Origin of the sequence: Pseudomonas sp. R25(2017) (genome assembly GCF_002112565.1) — a bacterium.
In the GTDB taxonomy this organism is placed as follows: Bacteria; Pseudomonadota; Gammaproteobacteria; order Pseudomonadales; family Pseudomonadaceae; genus Aquipseudomonas; species Aquipseudomonas ekonensis.
Map to the genome: position 1 here is coordinate 280,876 of NZ_NEHZ01000005.1, position 19,739 is coordinate 300,614.

Sequence of the window (19,739 nt, forward strand, 5' to 3'; positions counted from 1 at the left end):
CGTCTGCCTTGAAGGGGTGGCGGGTCAGCCGCCGGTCATGTTCATGAAGCGCACGACCTGGACGTCGTCGTTCACTTCGAAATTATGGCGGTAGGGCTTGAGCTTCATCGCCTCGATGATCGCCTTCTCCAGCCGTTCCGGTTGCCCCGGGTGGGCCCGCAGCACCGCTTTCAGGTCCACCGAATGTTCGTTGCCCAGGCACAGCAGCAGGCGGCCTTCCACCGTCATCCGTACCCGGTTGCAGGTGCCGCAGAAGTTGTGGCTGTGGGGCGAGATGAACCCCAGCCGGATCTGCGGCGCCTCGGCCAGGCGCCAGTAGCGCGACGGGCCCTGGGTGGACTCGGCCGAATCGATCAGGGTGTAGCGTTCGGCGATCCGCTCGCGCACCTGGCTGCTGGAGAAGAACGACTCGGCGCGGCTGTGTTCGCTGATGGCGCCCAGGGGCATTTCCTCGATGAAGGAAATGTCCAGCTCCCGGTCGATGGCGAAACGCACCAGATCGTTGATCTCATGGTCGTTGCGGCCCTGCATCACCACGCAGTTGAGTTTAGTGCGGGTGAATCCGGCCTTGCGCGCGGCATCGATGCCATTGATCACCTGGGCCAGGTCGCCGGTGCGGGTCAGCTGCTTGAAACGGTCCGCGTCGAGGCTGTCGAGGCTGACGTTCAGGCGCTTGACCCCGGCGTCGAACAGCGGCGCGGCGAGCTTGCCCAGCTGCGAGCCGTTGGTGGTCAGGCACAGCTCGCGCAGGCCGGGCAGGGCGGCGATCTGCTCGCACAGCTTGACCGCGCCGGGGCGGATCAAAGGTTCGCCGCCGGTGAGGCGGATCTTGCGGGTGCCCAGCTTCACGAAGCTTTGCGCCACCTGAAAGATCTCTTCCAGGGTCAGCACCCGTTGGCGCGGCAGGAACTGCATGTCCTCGGCCATGCAATACACGCAGCGGAAGTCGCAGCGGTCGGTGACCGACAGACGCAGGTAGTCGACGCGGCGGTTGAAACCATCGATCAAGACGCGCTCTGACATGACAGCCTCGCTTGGGTGACGCCGCGGAAAACGGCGGGAGTCGGCGCAGGTTATGGGCAACTTTTAAACACGTCCAATCACTCTTAATGAACGACTGATTGATGCTGTCGATGATGAACTTTTTTTGCCGTCCTGATGTTTCGTTAGTTCTGCAAATGCCTATGAATAAAGGGTTTTTCGTCGTGATAGATGGTTTCGATAAGGTGGTCGTTAATAGCGATTAGACAATGTTTTGCCCTCGTTCCTATCCTTGGCCCGGCAAATGAAACGACGGCGTTTTAGTTCAAAGACAGTCGTCGCCGTTCAACCGAGATCAGGTTCTAGCCTGTGTGCACCGTCATGGAGAAGTCCCATGTCACAAGTCGACCGCTACAAACCCTACAAGGGCGCCGCTGCAGGATGGGGGGCGGTGATCAGCCTCACCAAGAACTGGCTGGGCAGTGAAAACGCCCTGAAGAACATCCGCGCCATGCTCAAGACCAACCAGAACGGCGGCTTCGACTGCCCGGGCTGCGCGTGGGGCGAGGCGCCCGGCGCCGGCCTGCTGAAGTTCTGCGAGAACGGCGCCAAGGCCGTGAACTGGGAAGCCACCGGGCGCCTGGTGGACCCGGCGTTCTTCAACAAGTACACGGTCTCGACCCTGGCCGAGCAGAGCGACTACTGGCTCGAATACCAGGGCCGGCTGACCCACCCGATGCGCTACGACGCACGGATCGACCGCTACGTGGAAACCACCTGGGAGGAAGCCTTCGCCCTGATCGCCCGCCACCTCAAGGGCCTGAAGTCGCCCAATGAGGCCGAGTTCTACACCTCGGGCCGGGCCAGCAACGAGGCGGCGTTCCTGTACCAACTGTTCGTCCGCGCCTACGGCACCAACAACTTCCCGGACTGCTCGAACATGTGCCACGAGGCCAGCGCCGTGAGCATGATCGAAAGCCTGGGCGTGGGCAAAGGCACGGTGGTGTATGAGGACCTGCACCACGCCGACGCGATTTTCGTGATCGGCCAGAACCCCGGCACCAACCACCCGCGCATGCTCGAACCGCTGCGCGAAGCGGTCAAGCGCGGCGCCCAGGTGGTGTGCTTCAACCCGCTCAAGGAGCGTGGCCTGGAGCGTTTCCAGAACCCGCAGAACCCCATCGAAATGCTCAGCAACGGCTGGGAAGCGACCAACACCGCGTACTTCCGTCCGGCCCTGGGCGGCGACATGGCGGTGTTCCGCGGCATGGTCAAGTTTCTCCTGCAATGGGAGCGCGAAGCCCTGGCCACCGGCGGCGAGCCGGTGTTCGACCGCGCCTTCATCGCCAACCACACCTCGGGCCTCGACAGTTACCTGGCCCAGGTCGACGCCACCTCCTGGGAACACATCGTCGAGCAGTCCGGCCTGACCCTGGCCGACATCGAACTGGCCGCGCGCATGTACGCCCGGGCCAAGAGCGTGATCATGTGCTGGGCCATGGGCCTGACCCAGCACGTGCATTCGGTACCGACCCTGCAGGAGGTCATCAACCTGCAACTGCTGCGCGGCAACGTCGGCCGTCCGGGCGCCGGGCTGTCGCCGGTGCGCGGGCACAGCAACGTGCAGGGCGACCGCACCATGGGCATCAACGAACTGGCGCCCAAGGATCTGATGGATGCCCTGGAGAAACGCTTCAAGTTCAAGGTGCCGCGCCTGCACGGGCACAACACCGTCATGGCCATCGGCGCCATGGAACGGGGCGAAGCCAAGGTCTTCATCGGCCTGGGCGGCAACTTCGCCCAAGCCACCCCGGACACCCCGCGCACCCACGCGGCGATGCGCAACTGCGACCTGACCGTGCACATCTCCACCAAGCTCAACCGCAGCCATCTGGTGACCGGCCGCGACGCGCTGATCCTGCCGTGCCTGGGCCGCACCGACATCGACGTCCAGGCCGAAGGCCCCCAAGGCGTGACCGTGGAGGACACCTTCAGCATGGTGCACCTGTCGTTCGGCCAGCTCAAACCCAAGTCGCCGCACCTGAAATCGGAACCGGCGATCATCGCCGGCATCGCCGCCGCGACCCTGGGCAAGCACCCCATCGACTGGGAATGGGCGGTGGGCGACTACGGGCGCATCCGCGACCTGATCGCCGACGTGATTCCGGGCTTCGAGCGGTTCAACGAAAAACTGCTGACCCCCGGCGGCTTCCATCTGGGCAACGATGCCTCCGACCGGGTCTGGAACACCGCCAGCGGCAAGGCCCAGTTCACTCCGTGCGTGCTGCCCGAGCACCTGATCAGCGAAGGCGTGCGCAACCTGCCGGTCAAGCCGCACCTGATCCTGCAGACCATGCGCTCCCACGATCAGTACAACACCACCCTGTACGGGCTCGACGACCGCTACCGCGGGGTGTACGGCATGCGCGACGTGGTGTTCGCCAACGAGCAGGACATCCGCCGGCTCGGGTTCGAACCGGGGCAGAAGGTCGACCTGGTGGCGCTGTGGGACGACGAGCGCGAGCGGCGGGTCAGCGGTTTCACCCTGATCGCCTACGACATCCCCGCAGGGCAGGCCGCCGCGTACTACCCGGAGACCAACCCGTTGGTGCCGCTGGAAAGCTACGGCGACCGCACCTACACGCCGACGTCCAAGTTCGTGGCGATCCGCCTTGAGGCGGCCGAGGCGAGCAACCTGATTCCGTCGTCGGTGGCGTAACCGCCCGAAGCGATCCGACCCTTTCGCAATTCGACTGGCTGCAGGCGTTCGCGCCTGGCGGTGGCCCGGCCGTGTGCCGCCGCTTTTCAGCCTTGATGAGGACATCATCATGTTCAACCTGGAGGCACTGGACCTGGCGCGGATTCAATTCGCGTTCACGGTTTCGTTCCACATCATTTTCCCGGCGATCACCATCGGCCTGGCGAGCTTCCTGGCGGTGCTCGAAGGCCTGTGGCTCAAGACCGGCAACGACACCTACCGCGACCTGTACCATTTCTGGTCGAAGATCTTCGCCGTCAACTTCGGCATGGGCGTGGTGTCCGGCCTGGTCATGGCGTACCAGTTCGGCACCAACTGGAGCGGCTTCTCGGACTTCGCCGGGAGCGTCACCGGGCCGTTGCTCACCTATGAGGTGCTCACGGCGTTCTTCCTTGAGGCCGGGTTCCTCGGCGTGATGCTGTTCGGCTGGAACCGCGTGGGCCGGGGGCTGCACTTCTTCGCCACGGTGATGGTCGCCATCGGCACGCTGATCTCGACCTTCTGGATCCTCGCGTCCAACAGCTGGATGCAGACCCCGCAGGGCTTCTCGGTGGTGGACGGGCGGGTGATGCCGCTGGACTGGCTGGCCATCGTGTTCAACCCGTCGTTCCCGTTCCGCCTGGCGCACATGGCCATCGCCGCGTTCGTCGCCACGGCGTTCTTCGTCGGTGCGTCGGCGGCCTGGCACCTGCTGCGGGGCAACGACACCCGACAAGTGCGCAAGATGTTTTCCATGGCGCTGTGGATGGCGCTGATCGTCGCGCCGATCCAGGCGGTGGTCGGTGACGCCCATGGCCTGAACACCCTGGAGCACCAGCCGGCGAAGATCGCCGCCATCGAGGGCCACTGGGAAAACCACGGCAACGAGCCGACCCCGCTGGTGCTGTTCGGCATCCCGGACATGCAGGCGGAGAAGACCCAATACGCGCTGGAGATCCCGTACCTCGGCAGCCTGATCCTGACCCACAGCCTCGACAAGCAGATCCCGGCGCTCAAGAGCTTCCCCAAGGAAGACCGGCCGAACTCGACCGTCATCTTCTGGAGCTTCCGGGTCATGGCCGGGCTGGGCATGTTGATGATCCTGGTCGGCGTGCTCGGCTTTGCGCTGCGGCGCAAGGGCGCGGTTTACCGCCACCGAGGCTTCCAGCGCCTGGTGCTGCTGATGGGGCCGAGCGGTCTGGTCGCGCTGCTGGCCGGCTGGATCACCACCGAAGTCGGGCGTCAGCCGTGGGTGGTGTACGGCCTGCTGCGCACCCATGACGCGGCGTCGCACCACTCGGTGGCGCAGATGAGCACGTCGCTGGCGCTGTTCGTGGTCATCTACTTCTCGGTGTTCACCGTGGGCATCGGCTACATGATGAAACTGGTCGCCAAGGGCCCGCAGCCGCACCACGACCACGATCCTGAGGACGACAGCCAGCAGGCACCGCGCCGGCCGCTTTCGGCCGCCAACGTCCACCTCGAATCCGCCAGCCGGATCCACTGAATAAGGAGCGTTGAGACATGGGTATTCAAGGCATCGACCTGTCATTGATCTGGGGCGTGATCATCGCCTTCGGGGTGATGATGTACGTGATCATGGACGGCTTCGATCTGGGCCTCGGGATCCTGTTCCCGATGATCCCGGACGGGCAGGAGCGCGACGTGATGATGAACACCGTCGCGCCGGTGTGGGACGGCAACGAAACCTGGCTGGTGCTGGGCGGGGCGGCGTTGTACGGCGCGTTCCCGCTGGCCTACGGGGTGATCCTGGAGGCGCTGTACCTGCCGCTGGTGTTCATGCTGGCGGGGCTGATCTTCCGGGGCGTGGCGTTCGAATTCCGCTTCAAGGCGCCGGCCGAGAAGCGGCATCTGTGGGACTTGGCGTTCATCGGCGGTTCGCTGCTGGCGACGTTCTCCCAGGGCGTGGTGATCGGCGCCTACGTGGCCGGGATCCCGGTGGTGGACCGTCAGTTCGCCGGCGGCAGCCTCGACTGGCTGGCACCGTTCCCGCTCGCCTGCGGCGTCGGCCTGGTGGTGGCGTATGCGCTGCTGGGCAGCACGTGGTTGCTGGTCAAGACCGAAGGCATGCTCGAATCGCGGATGCGCCACTACAGCCGTCCGCTGGCGTGGCTGCTGCTGGCGATGGTGGTGGTGATCGGCGTGTGGACGCTCAAGCTGCATCCGGAACTGGCGGGGCGCTGGTTCACCCATGCGCACCTGACGGTGTTCGCGGGGCTGGTGGTGTTGGCGCTGCTGGCGCTGTTCGGCCTGCTGCGCTCGCTGCGCCGGCGTCACACCCATTGGCCGTTCGTGTTCACCCTGGTGCTGATGTTCCTGGGCTACATCGGCCTGGCGCTGAGCATCTGGCCGAACATCATCCCGCCGTCGGTCAGCCTGTGGGCGGCGGCGTCACCGGCCACCAGCCAACTGTTCGCCCTGATCGGCGCGCTGTTCATCCTGCCGGTGATCCTGATGTACACCTTCTGGAGCTACTACGTGTTCCGCGGCAAAGTGAGGATCGGCGATGGCTACCATTGAGCGACGTGACGTGAAACCGCAGCGCTGGCATCGGCGCCTGGGCTGGCTGTTGCTGATCTGGCTGGGCAGCGTCGCCTCGCTGGCGGTGGTGGCCAGCGTGCTGAAGCTGTTGATGTATGCGGCGGGGATGAGGACCCACTGACCCTGCAGAAAAGACCGGAGCCTGGCTCCGGTTTTTTAATGCGCCCAGGAAACCTGTGGGAGCCAGCCTGCTGGCGATGGCGTCACTCGGCGCCGAACAGGGCGGTCCAGTAGATGCCCGCGTCGCTCTTCGGGTCCACCGCGTAGGCGGCGCCGAGTTCGCGGTACTGCGGGTTCATCAGGTTGGCGCAATGGCCGGGGCTGGCGAGCCAGCCGGCCACCACTTTCTGTACGGTGTCTTGGCCGGCGGCGATGTTCTCGCCCACCTGCTGGCCGCCGTAGCCCGCCAGTTCGGCGCGGTCGCCCGGCGTGCGGCCGTCGCGGTCCTTGTGGTCGAAGTAGTTTTTGTTGGCCATGTCGCGGCTGTGGTCCTGGGCGACGGTGCCGAGCACCGCATTCCACGCCAGCGGCCCGGCGGCGGAGAACGCTTGGCCGCCGCACTGGCGCGGCTGGGCTCGGGCGGCGTTGAGTTGCTCCAGCAGTTTCTGGCCTTCGCTTGGCCCGTCGCCGAGGCGGGCGGACAGCAACGGCCGGGCCAGGGTGATGCGCCAGTCGCGGTCGCTGCGGCTGACGCCGACATCGACGAACTGCGGATCCAGCACCACCTGGCAGAAACTCTCCTGGATCGCCTTCATCGCCGCCGCCGCATCCCTCGGCCCGTTGAGGCTGATCGCCTGCACGTTGACCATCGGGTAGCTGGCGCGGGCCATGGCCTGCTGCAGGTCGACGACGCCGCTGGCCGGCAGGATCAGGCGCGGGTCGGCCGACAGCGGCGGCAGTTCGCTGGACGCCTGGGTGCCGCAGCGCTGGGGCTGGCTGCGGTAGCTGTTGATCGACTCGACCAGTTGCGACTCGTCGGTGGCCATGGCCGAGGCGGCGAACGCCAGGCCCACGGACAACGCGGCAAGGCGCAGAGCGGATGGCATGAAGCGCATGGAAATCTCCCTTGGGCTGAGTGCGCACATCATGCGCGAAAGGGCCCCGGTGGGTGCAATGCCTTTTTCTTCGCGGCGGCGATTTTTCCGCGCCCCATGGCCTCGGATTTTGCCGTCTACACTCTGCGAGAGCCCCGCAATCCGGGTGTCTCAGCCGCACAACACATTGCCCGGACCGGGCGCTGCCGGAAGTGTCGATCATGGGATTCAAAGGCGTGGTTGTCTGTCTTGCGTTGACCTTGTCGTGCGGCCCGGCGTTGGCCGCCGAACAAGCCCCGATCCAGGAAAAGGCCGAAGCCAAGGCCCAGGTGCTGGAGGAAAAGGCCGCCGACCAGGTCAGCGCCGCGCCGGCGCCCAAGTCGCAAGCCATCACCCCGACCGAAGTGCAGGCGGTCGATCCGGCGGGCGCGGCACCGTTGGACGATCCCATTACGTGCCTGGCGCGCAGCATCTATTGGGAAGCCAAGGGCAAGGACACCGCCGACATGGAAGGCGTGGCCAGCGTGGTGATGAACCGGCTCGGCCACGACGGGTTTCCCGGCACGGTCTGCGAGGTGGTCAAGCAGGGGTCGGAGACCAAGAGCTGCCAGTTCTCGTGGTGGTGCGACGGCAGGCCGGACCAGGTCAAGGAAGATGCCGAGTACGCGCTGGCCAAGGAGATCGCCGCCAAGGCCCTCAACCGCCAGCTGACGGATCGCACCCACGGCGCGTTGTATTTCCATGACCGCAACGTTCACCCGAGCTGGGCGAACGAGTACCGCAAGACCGCCGAGACGGCGAAATTCCTCTTCTACAAACCCGCCGGCGGCGACGCCCGTTAGGCGCAGACCTGGCGCACGCAGTCGCGCAGCCAACGGTGGGCGGGATCGGCGTCCATCCGCGGGTGCCAGAGCATCGAGACGGTCAGCGGCGGCAACGTCACCGGCAGGCTGAAACTGTGCAGGCCTGCGCGCAGGGAGCCGGTGTGGCGCTCCGGCACCGTGGCGATCAGGTCCGAGTCGCGCACCAGCGCCAGGGCGGCGGAAAAGCCGCCGACCAGCGTGACGATCTCCCGCGCCAGCCCTTGGGCGTGCAGCGCATCGTCCACCAGGCCGGTCTCGCGCCCGTGCCGCGACACATGGACGTGCGCGCCGGCGGCGAAACGCTTGGCGCTGACCTTGCCCGACGCCAACGGATGGCCCGCCCGCACGACACCGACCCAACGGTCCTCGAACAGGATGCGGCTGTGCAGGGTGTCGTCGGTGCGCGTGCCGACCACCCCGGTCTCCAGGTCGACCCGTCCTTCGCGCAGGGGGGCGCTGTCCTGGTCGGCTTTCTGCAGAAAGCGCAGGCGCACGCCGGGCGCCTGCGCCGCGATGAGGGCGAGCAGGGCGGCGGCGAAGGTCTCGACGAAACCGTCGCTGCTGCGCAGGGTGAAGGTGCGTTGCAGTTGGCCGAGATCCAGCGCCTGGACGGGGCGCAGCACCGCTTCGGCTTCCTGCACCAGGCGGCCGACCTGTTCGCGCAGGGCCACGGCCCGAGGCGTCGGCACCAGGCCGCGCCCTGCGCGCACCAGCAACGGATCGCCCGTGGTGTCGCGCAGACGGGCGAGGGCGCGGCTCATGGCCGACGGGCTCAGGCGCAGCCGCTCGGCGGCGCGGGCGACGCTGCCTTCGCTGAGCAGCACGTCGAGGGTGATCAGCAGGTTCAGGTCCGGTGCATTCATGACATGGCGTTTCATGCAGGTATGGAGTGCAAAGCATGCGTCTTCCGCCTTGTCTCGTCCAGACATAGGCTGCGCCCATGACCTTCGCGAAGAGCGCCTGCCATGTCCCCACAGCCTTTACACCGTTCCTCCCGCTGGGCCCTGACCGGCCTTTCCCTGTCCATGCTGATGCCGTCCCTGGACACCAGCATCGCCAATGCCGGCCTGCCGACGCTGGCGGCCGCCTTCGGCGCCGCGTTCGCGCAGGTGCAGTGGGTCGTCCTCGCTTACTTGCTGGCGATCACCACGTTGATCGTCAGCGCAGGTCGCCTCGGTGACCTGATCGGGCGGCGTCGCCTGATGCTGATCGGCATCGGCCTGTTCACCGCCGCGTCGTTGTGTTGCGCGCTGGCGCCCGGATTGGGGTGGCTGATCGCGGCGCGGGCGGTGCAGGGGCTCGGCGCGGCGGTGATGCTGGCACTGACGGCGGCACTGGTGGGCGATGCGGTGCCCAAGGCGCAGACCGGCCGGGCGATGGGGCTGCTGGGCACGATGTCGGCCATCGGCACTTCGTTGGGGCCGTCGTTGGGCGGGCTGCTGATCGCGCAGACGGGGTGGCCGTCGATCTTCCTGATCAACGTGCCGTTGGGACTGCTCAACGGCTGGCTGGTGTGGCGTCACCTGCCGGCGGATCGGGGGGTGGAGAAGCGGGTGCGGTTCGACCACGCCGGGACGTTGGCGCTGGCGCTGACCCTGGCGGCGTATGCGTTGGCGATGACCGTCACGGGAACGCCGGGCGCCACGGTGGCGCTGTTGTCGATCAGCCTGCTGCCTGGGCCTGTTTGTCGTAGTCGAGCGGCGTGCGGCGGCGCCTTTGATGCGCATGGCGCTGTTTGCCGATCCGCGCCGTGCTGCCGGTCTGGCGATGACGGCGTTGGTGGCGACGGTGATGATGACGACGCTGGTGGTGGGGCCGTTCTACCTGAGCCGAGGGTTGGGGCTGGGCAGCCTGGCGGTGGGCCTGGCGCTGTCGGTCGGGCCGTTGGTGGCGGCGCTCGGCGGCGTGCCGGCGGGATGGCTGGTGGATCGCTTCGGGACGCGGCGCATGGTGGCGGGCGGATTGGCGGCCATGGCCGGCGGCTGTGTGTTGCTGGCGGTGTTGCCGACGGGCCTTGGGTTGCCGGGGTATCTGCTGCCGATCGCGTTGGTCACCGCCGGGTATGCGCTGTTTCAGGCGGCCAACAGCAGCGCCCTGATGGCGGACGTCGGCCAGGACCTGCGCGGGGTGATGTCGGCGATGCTGGGGCTGGCCCGTAATCTGGGGCTGATCACCGGGGCGGCGGCGATGGGGACGGTGTTCGCCCGGGTCGCCGGCGATCCGGCTCAGGCACCGGCCGCGATGATTGCCGCAGGCTTGCACCTGACCTTTGGCGTCGCCGCGACGCTGATGGTCATCGCCATTGCCGTAAACGGCACGGCCCGCAACCTGTCGGCGTTGGTGGGGCAGCGGTAGCGGAGTGTCAGGTGATGGGGATGGCGGCAGTGCCGGCCTCATCGCTGGCAAGCCAGCTCCCACAGGTTTTGTGGTGTACCTGGATCCTGCAAACACCCAGGGTCCCCTGTGGGAGCCAGCCTGCTGGCGATGGCGGTGGGTCAGGCGACGGGGATGTCGGCTGGGCTGGCCTCATCGCTGGCAAGTCGAGTCGTCGCACCGCAGCTCCCACAGGGCCCAAGGTGAATACTGAACCCGCGCACACCACAAAAACCTGTGGGAGCCGGCTTGCCGGCGATGGCGGTGGGACAGGCGATGGGGATGTCGGCGGGTTCAGGGGTGTTCTCTGGACGGCGTTTGGCGGGCGGGGAAGAAGAGTTCGAAGCAGGTCTCGCCGTCGGCGCTGCTGGCGCTGTAGCGGCCTTGATGCAGTTGCATGATGGTGGCGACGATGGACAGGCCCAGGCCGTTGGACTGGGCCGAGCGCTGGCGGGACTGGTCGACGCGGTAGAAGCGTTCGAACAGCCGCGGCAGGTGTTCGGCCGGGATGGTCGGGCCGTGGTTGCGTACCCGCAGGCGGCTGCCGTCCGGTCCGGCGGCGGCTTCGACCCGCACCGTCGAATCCGCGGCGCCGTACTTGATCGCGTTGGCGCACAGGTTGGCCAGGGCCCGGCGCAGCAGCATCGGTTCGGCCCAGATCACACCGCTGCCGCGGGCCTCGATGCAGATGCCCGCGTCCGCCGCCAGGCCTTCGAAGTAGTCGGCGATGCGCTGCATCTCGTCGGCGGCGTCCAGCTCCTGGCGCTGGCTCATGGCACTGGCCGGATCGGTGCGGGCCAGGAACAGCATGTTGTCGAGCATCCGCGCCAGCCGTTCCAGTTCCTCGACGTTGGAGGCGAGCAGTTGCTGGTAGGCCTCGACGCTGCGGTTCTGCTGCAGCGCGACCTGGGTTTCGCCCAGCAGGTTGTTGATCGGCGTGCGCAGTTCGTGGGCCATGTCGGTGGACACCTGGCTCAGTTGCGCAAAACCCTTGGCGAGTCGGTCCAGCATGGCGTTGAACGCATCGATCATCGGCTTCAGCTCCCGGGGCGTGCCGTGGCTGTCGAGGCGCTCGCCCAGGTTGCCGACGCCGATGCCGTGGGCATGCCGCGCCAGCCGGCGCAACGGCAGCAGGCCACGGTACACCAGCAGGCAACCGATCAGCGCCAGCACCGCCGCCGCCAGCGTCGCCAGGCCGTAGACGCTGAGCCGGTAGGTGGCGAGCATCGCCGTGCGTTCGGTCATCAGGCGGCCGGTGAGCACTTGCAGGTTGCCCAGTTCGCCGGAGTCGATGGTCGCCGCCACCGCCGAAAACGGCACGCCGTTGATGCTCGGCAGATGCTTCACGTCGCTCAGCGCCATCGGGTGGCCGATGGGCACGGCGGGCACGCTGGGGGTGGCGAGGTTGCCGGGGTTGACCACCAGCAGCGGCGGTTGCCCCGGCGCGCCGATGGTGAGCAGGGCCTCGCGGTTGCCGAGCATGTTCTGGAACAGCGCCGGCTTGTTCTTGATCAGCTCCAGGGTGTTGCTGTCGTTGAGGAAGGTGCGCAGCTGATCGACCCGGCTGGCCAGTTGGATGTCGTCGCGGCGGATCAACTGTTCTTCGAGCTCGTTGTACAGTGCCGCCCCGAGGCCCGCCAGCGACGCGAAGGCGAGCAAGGCGAAGACCAGCGCCAGGCGCAGGGTCAGCGAATAGGTGCCGTTGGTTTTCATGGCTGAATGTCGAAGCGGTAGCCGATGCCGCGCACGCTGTGGATCAGCTTGAGCGCGAACGGATCGTCGAGCTTGGCCCGCAGGCGACGCACCGCGACATCGACCACGTTGGTGTCGCTGTCGAAGTTCATGTCCCACACCCGCGAGGCGATCAGCGAACGCGACAGCACTTGGCCGGTGTGGGTGGCGAACAGTTGCAGCAAGGCGAACTCCTTGTTGGTCAGGACGATCCGCGTGCCGGCGCGGGTGACCCGGCGCTTGAGCACGTCGATCTGCAGGTCGGCCACCTGCAGCTGTTCCTCTTCATGGATCGGCCCGCGCCGGGTCAGGGTGCGCAGGCGCGCCACCAGCTCGGCGAAGGAGAACGGCTTGATCAGGTAATCGTCGGCGCCCAACTCCAGGCCCTTGACCCGGTCGGCGATGTCGTCGCGGGCGGTGAGGAACAGCACCGGCGTGTCGGCTTCCTTGCGCAGCCGGCGCAGGACTTCCCAGCCGTCCATCTGCGGCATCATCACATCCAGCACGATCACGTCGAAGCCGTGCTCCAGCGCCAGGTGCAGGCCGTCGGCGCCGTTGCGCGCCAGGCTCACGCTGTAGCCCAGTTCCTGCAAGCCGTTGAGCAGGTAGTTGCCGGCCTTGGGTTCGTCTTCGACGACGAGGATGTTCATGGGCGTTTGGCCTCAATGGTCATTGGTGCAGCCGCTGCCTTGCACCTGATAGTCCAGCACATGTTCGCGGCCCTGGTGGTCGAGGTAGTTGAGCCGCGCCGGAATCACGCCGCAGGCCTGGGAAATATCGGTGCTGGACAGGACTTTGTCGATATCCAGATGAACGAAGAAGCCGCTTTGGTCGTGGATCACGGTCGGTTCCGGCGCAGGCGCGGCGAACGCGGAACCGGTGGCGAGGAGGGCGGCGAAGGCGAGGATCAGGGTTTTCATGATGGGGTCGCTCGGTGCGTGAAGTGGGTCGGCACAGGTGCCGGGACAACTTCAGGCTACCGGGCGATCCGCTCGGCAAACCGACAGCTTGATTACAAAGCTGTAATGAAACGGTGGTCGAGAAGGTCGGCGTGAGCGACGGTCTTGGCCGGTTCTGCGGTGCGTTCGCTGGCGCTATCGTCAGCAGTCTGGCGCCCGCAGGGGATTGTGCAGGGCTCCAATGATGCAGGGATCAGTTGCCGGCGGAGCTGATGATCCCGGCGACCTGCTGCGGCTGGCAGTTGAGGTACGGCGAGGACTTGAGCCAGTGCTGGTCGGGGTACCAGGAGAACATGAACTGGCCGTCCTTCAGGCTGTCGATCACTCGCTTGGCCACCTGCGGGCGCACCGCCGGGCAGCCCTGGCTGCGGCCGATGCGGCCCTGGCGCTGGCTCCACAACGGGTTCACGTAGTCGGCGGCGTGGATCACGATGGCGCGGTCGCGGGCCATGTCGTTGAAGCCCGGTTCCAGGCCGTCCATGCGCAGCGAATAGCCGTGGGTGCCTTCGTAGCTTTCCTGGGTGCGGAACAGCCCGAGGCTGGACTGGTAGCTGCCCTCGCGGTTGGAGAACTGGGTGGCGTAGTTTTCCCCGGAGTTGGAGCCGTGGGCGACCAGGTCGCGCAGCACCAGTTTCCGGCGGGCGAGGTCGAAGATCCACAGGCGGCGGGCCGTGGACGGCTGCGAGTAGTCGATGATCGCCAGGTGGCGCGATTGCCGGGCGCCGCTGTTGACCGCGCACTGCATGGCGTTCAGGGCACCTTTCAGCGCCTGGGGATTGAGTTCCGGTGCGGCGTGCGCGAGGCTGTTGTAGAGGGATGGCCGGGCAGTGCCGGCGGCAATGGCTGGGCTGGTCATCGAGGCGGCAATCAAGGCCGGGACGATGGCAGTCAGCAGAAGTCGGCGAAACGTCGTCAACATTTACAGAGAGTCCTCACTTGCTGCTTGTCTGGCTAGGCTCCTGACGTCCAGTCGTCCCCCGCAAGCCCGGGAATCGGGCCTGACTGTTCACCGCACCTGATGTAAGGTTGACCGTCATTCAGGACGGCCATGGATTGGAGTAAAGCAGTTGTTCAAAAAACATGCATGCTACTTGAGCATTTGTTTGCTCGCTGCGCCGTTTGTCGCTTGTGCCGGTGAGCCGTTGCCGGGGCTGCCGACGTTGCCGGCGGACGTGACGGTCGATGCGCCGGTGGCCGCGCCGGCGCCGGTGCAGAGCCCGTTGCAGGCGTCGCTGGTCAGCCTGCCCCAGGCCTGTCCGGCCGTGGCGGCCCGGCTCGACGCCCCCGCGCTCCAGCAGTTGCAGGCGTTCTATCAGCAGCAGGACTGGCTGCCCGTGTGGGCAGACCGCGAGCGGCTCACGACATTGCATGCGCAACTGCAACTGCTGGCCGATGACGGCCTCAATCCCCAACGCTATCCGGTGGCGGGCAGCGTACCCCAGGACGGCGACCTGTGCGCCGACATCGACATCAGCCGCCACTACCTGCAAGCCCTGCAGGACCTGCATTACGGCCGCCTGCTGCAATCGCACTTCGAACCTCTGTGGCATGCCGACGACACGCCCCGCGACCGGCAGGCCGAACTGCTGGACATCGCCGTGCCGGGCATGCACGACATCGCGGCGGCGTTCGACCGCGCCCGTCCGCGCCTGGCGCAGTACCGGGACCTGCGTCACCTCTACGCCGCCCAGCGCCAGCAAGCCTTGCCGCATTGGGGGCCCGTGAGCAACGGGCCGCTGCTGCGCCCGGACATGGCGGACAAGCGCGTGCCGGAACTCGCTCAGCGCCTGTACAGCGAAGGCTACCTGCACAGCGCGGCCGGTACGCCGGGCAACGCCTACGACGGCGTGCTGGTGGAGGCGGTGAAGAGCTTCCAGGCCAACCATTCGCTGCAGGCCGACGGCGTGGTCGGCCCCGGCACCATCGCCGAGCTCAACATCAGCCCGCTGACCCGCCGTGACCAGTTGCGGGTCAACCTCGAACGCTTCCGCTGGCTGGCCCAGGACATGGAGCCGGACGGCCTGCTGGTCAACGTCGCCGCCGCCGAACTGACCCTGTACCAGGGCGGCCTGCCGGTGTGGAAGACCCGAACCCAGGTCGGCCGCGCCGAACGCCAGACCCCGCTGCTCAAGTCCCGGGTCACCCGGCTGACCCTGAACCCGACCTGGACCGTGCCGCCGACCATCTGGAAGGAAGACAAGCTGCCGGAGATCCGCAAGGACCAGACCTTCCTCAGCCGCCAGAACCTGCAAGTGCTCGACGCCAACGGCCAGCCGCTGGCCGCCGCCGACATCGACTGGGACAACCCCGGCAACATCCTCCTGCGCCAGGACGCCGGGCCGCGCAACCCGTTGGGGCAAATGGTCATCCGCTTCCCCAACCCGTTCTCGGTGTACCTGCACGACACGCCGAGCAAGGCGCTGTTCGACAAGGGGCCGCGGGCGTTCAGCTCCGGTTGCGTGCGGGTCGAGCATCCGATGAAGCTGCGCGACCTGCTGCTCAGCCCGGCGGAAAAGGCGCGCACCGATACCTTGCTGGCCACCGGCACCACCCACGAATTCCGCCTGGCCAACCCGGTGCCGATCCTGATGACCTACTGGACCGCCCAGGTCGACAGCCACGGGCGCGTGCTCTACGCGCCGGACATCTACAGCCGCGACAGCGCGCTGCTGGCGGGGCTGGACCGGGCGCACTGACCTCAGCGGGCGTGGCGCCGCCAGAACACCCTGGCCAGCCACGCATCCACGCTGAGCTTGCCGGCCCCGGCGAACACCAGCGGCAGCAGCGCCGCCAGGTAAATGGCCGGCAGCTTGAAGTTGCCGAAGCCCTTGTTGGTGATCGCGTAGCCTTGGGCCAGTTCGCTCAGCGACGACCAGTCCGCCGGCCAGTGCACGGCGGCGGTGGCGACCACGGTCACCACGATCAGCGAGACCGCCGAGAAGCGTGTGCCGAGGCCGATCAGGATCGCCAGCGCGCCGATCAGCTCGGCCCACATCGACAGTTCCCAGTTCAGGGTCGCCGGCAGATGGTCGAAGGGGAAGGGGAACCGATCCTGGATGTCTTCGAACCAGTTCTGGCCGTTGAACTTCTCCAGGCCCGATTCGAAGAATTCCCAGGCGATGAACAGCCGCAGCGTCAGCGGCGCGAGCCATTGGCCGGCGCGGTCGAGGTTCAGGTGCAGGCCTTTGACGGCGGAGGAAAGAGAGGGGGTCATGATCAAACGCTCCATGGTTTACAGGGGAAACGGGGCAACGGCGTGCCCCGTGCCGGGCGTCATTCGCCGGCGCCGCACTTGCCTTCGCCGCATTTGCCTTCCGACGACTTTTCCGTGGCGTCGGCCTTGGCCTGGCTGTAGCCGTGATCCAGTTGCTTGACGCTGAAGGCCTCGGAGGCCGAAGCGGCGTTGGACAGGGCCAGGCCCGAGGCGATCAGCAGGCCGAGGGCGAGGGACTTTTTCGAGAGCTGAGTCATGGTGGTTCTCCGACGTATCGAGTGGTTTGAAAGGCTTGACCGGCAGTGCCGGTCGACAGGTTCATTTGAACGCCGGGGTGTATCGGCGATGTGTCGCGCAGAGGCAAAAGTGTGGGCGCCGTGTGTCTGCGGCGAGGCGGTACACACTGCGATACAGACCCAGGGGGTGTCAGGCATGGAATGCATCGACGGTGCGGGCCTCATCGCCAGCAGGCTGGCTCCCACAGGTTTTGCGTGCTGCACATCACTTGTAGGAGCCAGCCTGCTGGCGATGGCGTCGGTGAGGACACCACTCAATGGATTTGATCGGGCGCTGTGATCCGGCAGCGGTCCGCAGCGTCTAGCCACGGTGTCCCCGCGATCCCACGGGGCGAGACTTCGGAACCCGGCATGCAAGCGCTGTTGAACGAGATCCTTGACGCTGTCCGGCCCCTGATCGGGCAAGGCAAGGTGGCTGACTACATTCCCGCCCTCGGCACCGTGCCGGCCAATCAGTTGGGCATCGCCGTGTACGGCAACGACGGCGAAATGTACTGTGCCGGCGACGCCGACACACCGTTCTCGGTGCAGAGCATCTCCAAGGTGTTCAGCCTGGTGCAGGCCATCGAGCATTCCGGCGAGGCGATCTGGGAACGCCTGGGCCACGAGCCCTCCGGCCAGCCGTTCAACTCGCTGGTGCAGTTGGAGTTCGAGCGCGGGCGGCCGCGCAACCCGTTCATCAACGCCGGGGCGCTGGTGATCTGCGACATCAACCAGTCGCGCTTCGCCGCGCCGGCGCTGTCGATGCGCGATTTCGTCCGGCGGCTGTCGGGCAACCCTCAGGTGATGGTGGACGGCAAGGTCGCCGAGTCCGAATACCAGCACCGCGCCCGCAACGCAGCGATGGCGTACCTGATGCAGTCGTTCGGCAATTTCCACAACGACGTCGAGGCGGTGCTGCGCAGCTACTTCAGCCACTGCGCGCTGCGCATGAGCTGCATCGACCTGGCCCGCGCGTTCTGCTTCCTGGCCAACGACGGCTTCTGCAAGCACAGCGGCGAACAGATCCTGACCCGCCGCCAGACCCAGCAAGTCAACTCGATCATGGCCACCAGCGGCCTGTACGACGAGGCCGGCAACTTCGCCTACCGCGTCGGCCTGCCGGGCAAGAGCGGCGTGGGCGGCGGCATCGTCGCGGTGGTGCCGGGGCAGTTCACGGTGTGCGTGTGGTCGCCCGAGCTCAACACGGCGGGCAACTCGCTGGCAGGCATGGCGGCGCTGGAGATGCTCAGCGCGCGGATCGGCTGGTCGGTGTTCTGACCGGCACAGCCATTCGCCGAGTGTAGGAGCGAGCCTGCTCGCGATGGCGGTGGGCCAGGGACATAGGGGCCGGCTGACCTGACGCCATCGCGAGCAGGCTCGCTCCCACAGGGTTCTGTGGGTTGCCTTGGTGGCGGGCCTTCCTATACATTTTTTGCCCGCTCATTCCTATGGTGAATCCGCTTCATGTCTCTCGCGCTCGAACGTCTCGTCGCTGGCACGCCCATCCCTTTCGCCGGCAACCGCGTCACCGTGGTCAGCCCCGAACTGGCTGAGCGTTTCCGACCCGGTGACCACCTGCTCGTGGAGCAGGTCAGCGGTGAGCTGCTGCTGATTCCCGTGGCCGACCAGCAAGCGGCGGCGGTGGCGATCGAACGCGCCGCCGCTGCCTTCAGCGCATTGTCTTCGGTGTCGGACGAAGCCATCGGCCGCTTCTTCGACCTGTTCGCCCAACGCCTGGAGTCCGCCGAGTGCTGGGCCCTGATCGAAGCGGCCAACCTGGCCGACATCGAAAGGGCCAAGGCCCGCGGCCGTTCCACTACGCGCCTGCTGGCCGACGAGCGCATGCGCCGCGACATGATCGCCGGCCTGCGGGCCTGGCGCGATGCGCCGGCCACCCGTGGCCAAGTCATCAGCTGCGTCGAGCACGACGGCTGGAAAGTGGAGCAAGTGGTGTCGCCGCTGGGCATCGTCGCCTTCGTGTTCGAAGGCCGCCCGAACGTGTTCGCCGACGCGGCCGGCGTACTGCGCACCGGCAACACCGCCGTGCTGCGGATCGGCAGCGATGCGCTGGGCACCGCGCAAGCCATCGTCGCCCATGCGCTGAACCCGGCGCTGGCCGATGCCGGTCTGCCGGCCGGTGCGGTGTCGCTGGTGGAAAGCGTCAACCACGCCGCCGGCTGGGCGATGTTCGCCGACCGGCGCCTGTCGCTGGCGGTGGCCCGGGGTTCGGGCCGGGCGGTCAGCCAGTTGGGCAGCATCGCCCAGCAGGCCGGCACCGCCGTCAGCCTGCACGGCACCGGCGGCGCGTGGCTGATCGCCGACCGGGAGGCCGACGCCGAACGTTTCGCGGCGGTGGTGCGCAACTCGCTGGACCGCAAGGTCTGCAACACCCTCAACGTCTGCCTGATCCACCGCGAGCGCGCCGCCGAACTGGTGCCGCTGTTCCTCGATGCGCTGCGACAGGCCGGCGCCGCGCGCGGTCAGGCCTGCAAGCTGCACATCGTCGAGGGCAGTGAAGGATGCCTGCCGGATGAGTGGCGCAACGCGACGGTCGAGGTCTACCGCGCCGAAGGCTACAAAACCGAGGCCCAGGCTGAAGCGCTGCCCGAGGCGCAGCTGGGCCGCGAGTGGGAATGGGAAGAGACCCCGGAAACCAGCCTGATGATCGTCGACGGCCTGGACCAGGCGATTGCCTTGTTCAACCGCTACAGCCCGCAGTTCACCGTGTCGCTGATCAGTGAGAACGTCGCCGAACAGCAGCGCTTCTACAGTGCGGTCAACGCGCCGTTCGTGGGTAACGGCATCACCCGCTGGGTCGATGGCCAATACGCGCTGAACAAGCCGGAACTGGGGCTTTCGAACTGGGAGAGCGGACGCCTGTTCGCCCGCAGCGCGATCCTGTCCGGCGACGGTGTGTTCACCGTGCGCAGCCGCATGACCCAGGTCGACCTGGGCGTCAAACGCTGAACGGCAAAAGGCCGCGCCCGTCGGGATGACGGGCGCGGCC

17 protein-coding genes and 1 pseudogene are annotated in these 19,739 nt (G+C 66.9%); 9 read left to right on the top strand and 9 right to left on the bottom strand.

Translation table 11 applies throughout. The features are described 5' to 3' along the window. Positions 1-24: 24 nt before the first annotated feature. Complete coding sequence (moaA, locus tag CAG31_RS08895; RefSeq protein WP_085579985.1) at positions 25-1,023, bottom strand: GTP 3',8-cyclase MoaA; 999 nt, start codon at positions 1,021-1,023, stop codon at positions 25-27. Positions 1,024-1,375: 352 nt separating this feature from the next. On the opposite strand from moaA, the gene CAG31_RS08900 reads away from it, so the two are divergent. From CAG31_RS08900 to CAG31_RS08915, 4 genes are all read left to right on the top strand, one after another. Further along, positions 1,376-3,700, top strand: a complete 2,325-nt coding sequence (locus CAG31_RS08900; protein ID WP_085579987.1) for an FdhF/YdeP family oxidoreductase — start codon at positions 1,376-1,378, stop codon at positions 3,698-3,700. A 109-nt stretch (positions 3,701-3,809) separates the two neighbouring features. Then, the gene (locus CAG31_RS08905; protein WP_085580109.1) at positions 3,810-5,225 is read left to right on the top strand and encodes a cytochrome ubiquinol oxidase subunit I; all 1,416 of its coding nucleotides are present in this window, start codon (positions 3,810-3,812) and stop codon (positions 5,223-5,225) included. 17 nt (positions 5,226-5,242) lie between these two features. Next, positions 5,243-6,259: a cytochrome d ubiquinol oxidase subunit II gene (cydB, locus tag CAG31_RS08910; protein ID WP_085579989.1), complete on the top strand. Its 1,017-nt coding sequence runs from the start codon at positions 5,243-5,245 to the stop codon at positions 6,257-6,259. After that, positions 6,246-6,401 carry a DUF2474 domain-containing protein gene (locus CAG31_RS08915; RefSeq protein ID WP_085579991.1) on the top strand — a complete coding sequence of 52 codons (156 nt, stop codon included), beginning with the start codon at positions 6,246-6,248 and terminating at the stop codon, positions 6,399-6,401. The genes cydB and CAG31_RS08915 overlap by 14 nt, the downstream gene beginning before the upstream one ends. 82 nt (positions 6,402-6,483) lie before the next feature. On the opposite strand, the gene CAG31_RS08920 is transcribed toward CAG31_RS08915, so the two are convergent. After that, positions 6,484-7,335: a CAP domain-containing protein gene (locus CAG31_RS08920; RefSeq protein ID WP_085579993.1), complete on the bottom strand. Its 852-nt coding sequence runs from the start codon at positions 7,333-7,335 to the stop codon at positions 6,484-6,486. Positions 7,336-7,535: 200 nt separating this feature from the next. On the opposite strand from CAG31_RS08920, the gene CAG31_RS08925 reads away from it, so the two are divergent. Beyond that, entirely contained in the window at positions 7,536-8,156 is a 621-nt protein-coding gene (locus tag CAG31_RS08925; RefSeq protein WP_085579995.1) for a cell wall hydrolase, read from the top strand. Here CAG31_RS08925 and CAG31_RS08930 read toward each other — a convergent pair. Beyond that, positions 8,153-9,040, bottom strand: coding sequence for a LysR family transcriptional regulator (locus CAG31_RS08930; protein ID WP_085579997.1), 888 nt, complete (start codon positions 9,038-9,040; stop codon positions 8,153-8,155). The genes CAG31_RS08925 and CAG31_RS08930 overlap by 4 nt on opposite strands. Positions 9,041-9,142: 102 nt before the next feature. Here CAG31_RS08930 and CAG31_RS08935 point away from each other — a divergent pair. After that, positions 9,143-10,532: pseudogene (locus CAG31_RS08935) on the top strand (MFS transporter). 312 nt (positions 10,533-10,844) lie between these two features. On the opposite strand, the gene CAG31_RS08940 reads toward CAG31_RS08935, so the two are convergent. The 4 genes from CAG31_RS08940 to CAG31_RS08955 all read right to left on the bottom strand — a co-directional run bounded on the left by CAG31_RS08940 (position 10,845) and on the right by CAG31_RS08955 (position 14,159). Beyond that, positions 10,845-12,263: a heavy metal sensor histidine kinase gene (locus CAG31_RS08940; RefSeq protein ID WP_085579999.1), complete on the bottom strand. Its 1,419-nt coding sequence runs from the start codon at positions 12,261-12,263 to the stop codon at positions 10,845-10,847. After that, on the bottom strand, positions 12,260-12,931 hold the full coding sequence (locus tag CAG31_RS08945; protein ID WP_085580001.1) for a heavy metal response regulator transcription factor: 672 nt from the start codon (positions 12,929-12,931) through the stop codon (positions 12,260-12,262). Before CAG31_RS08945 ends, CAG31_RS08940 begins: the two co-directional genes overlap by 4 nt. Positions 12,932-12,943: 12 nt before the next feature. Beyond that, the gene (locus CAG31_RS08950; RefSeq protein ID WP_085580003.1) at positions 12,944-13,201 is read right to left on the bottom strand and encodes a DUF2790 domain-containing protein; all 258 of its coding nucleotides are present in this window, start codon (positions 13,199-13,201) and stop codon (positions 12,944-12,946) included. A gap of 232 nt (positions 13,202-13,433) precedes the next feature. Then, positions 13,434-14,159 (bottom strand): murein L,D-transpeptidase catalytic domain family protein, encoded by a 726-nt coding sequence (locus CAG31_RS08955; RefSeq protein ID WP_085580005.1) that lies wholly within the window; start codon positions 14,157-14,159, stop codon positions 13,434-13,436. A gap of 148 nt (positions 14,160-14,307) precedes the next feature. On the opposite strand from CAG31_RS08955, the gene CAG31_RS08960 reads away from it, so the two are divergent. After that, positions 14,308-15,936 carry a murein L,D-transpeptidase gene (locus CAG31_RS08960; RefSeq protein WP_085580007.1) on the top strand — a complete coding sequence of 543 codons (1,629 nt, stop codon included), beginning with the start codon at positions 14,308-14,310 and terminating at the stop codon, positions 15,934-15,936. A gap of 2 nt (positions 15,937-15,938) precedes the next feature. Here the strand turns inward: CAG31_RS08960 and CAG31_RS08965 are convergent, their stop codons facing one another. Together CAG31_RS08965 and CAG31_RS08970 are read right to left on the bottom strand one after the other, a co-directional pair. Next, positions 15,939-16,454, bottom strand: a complete 516-nt coding sequence (locus CAG31_RS08965) for a DoxX family protein (protein WP_085580009.1) — start codon at positions 16,452-16,454, stop codon at positions 15,939-15,941. Positions 16,455-16,513: 59 nt separating this feature from the next. Continuing rightward, on the bottom strand, positions 16,514-16,711 hold the full coding sequence (locus CAG31_RS08970; RefSeq protein ID WP_085580010.1) for a hypothetical protein: 198 nt from the start codon (positions 16,709-16,711) through the stop codon (positions 16,514-16,516). A 390-nt stretch (positions 16,712-17,101) separates the two neighbouring features. Between CAG31_RS08970 and glsB the strand changes: the two genes are divergently transcribed. Together glsB and CAG31_RS08980 are read left to right on the top strand one after the other, a co-directional pair. Further along, on the top strand, positions 17,102-18,010 hold the full coding sequence (gene glsB / locus CAG31_RS08975; protein WP_085580012.1) for a glutaminase B: 909 nt from the start codon (positions 17,102-17,104) through the stop codon (positions 18,008-18,010). Between the two features lie 186 nt (positions 18,011-18,196). Further along, positions 18,197-19,699, top strand: coding sequence for an aldehyde dehydrogenase family protein (locus tag CAG31_RS08980; protein WP_085580014.1), 1,503 nt, complete (start codon positions 18,197-18,199; stop codon positions 19,697-19,699). The last annotated feature ends 40 nt before the right edge of the window (positions 19,700-19,739 follow it).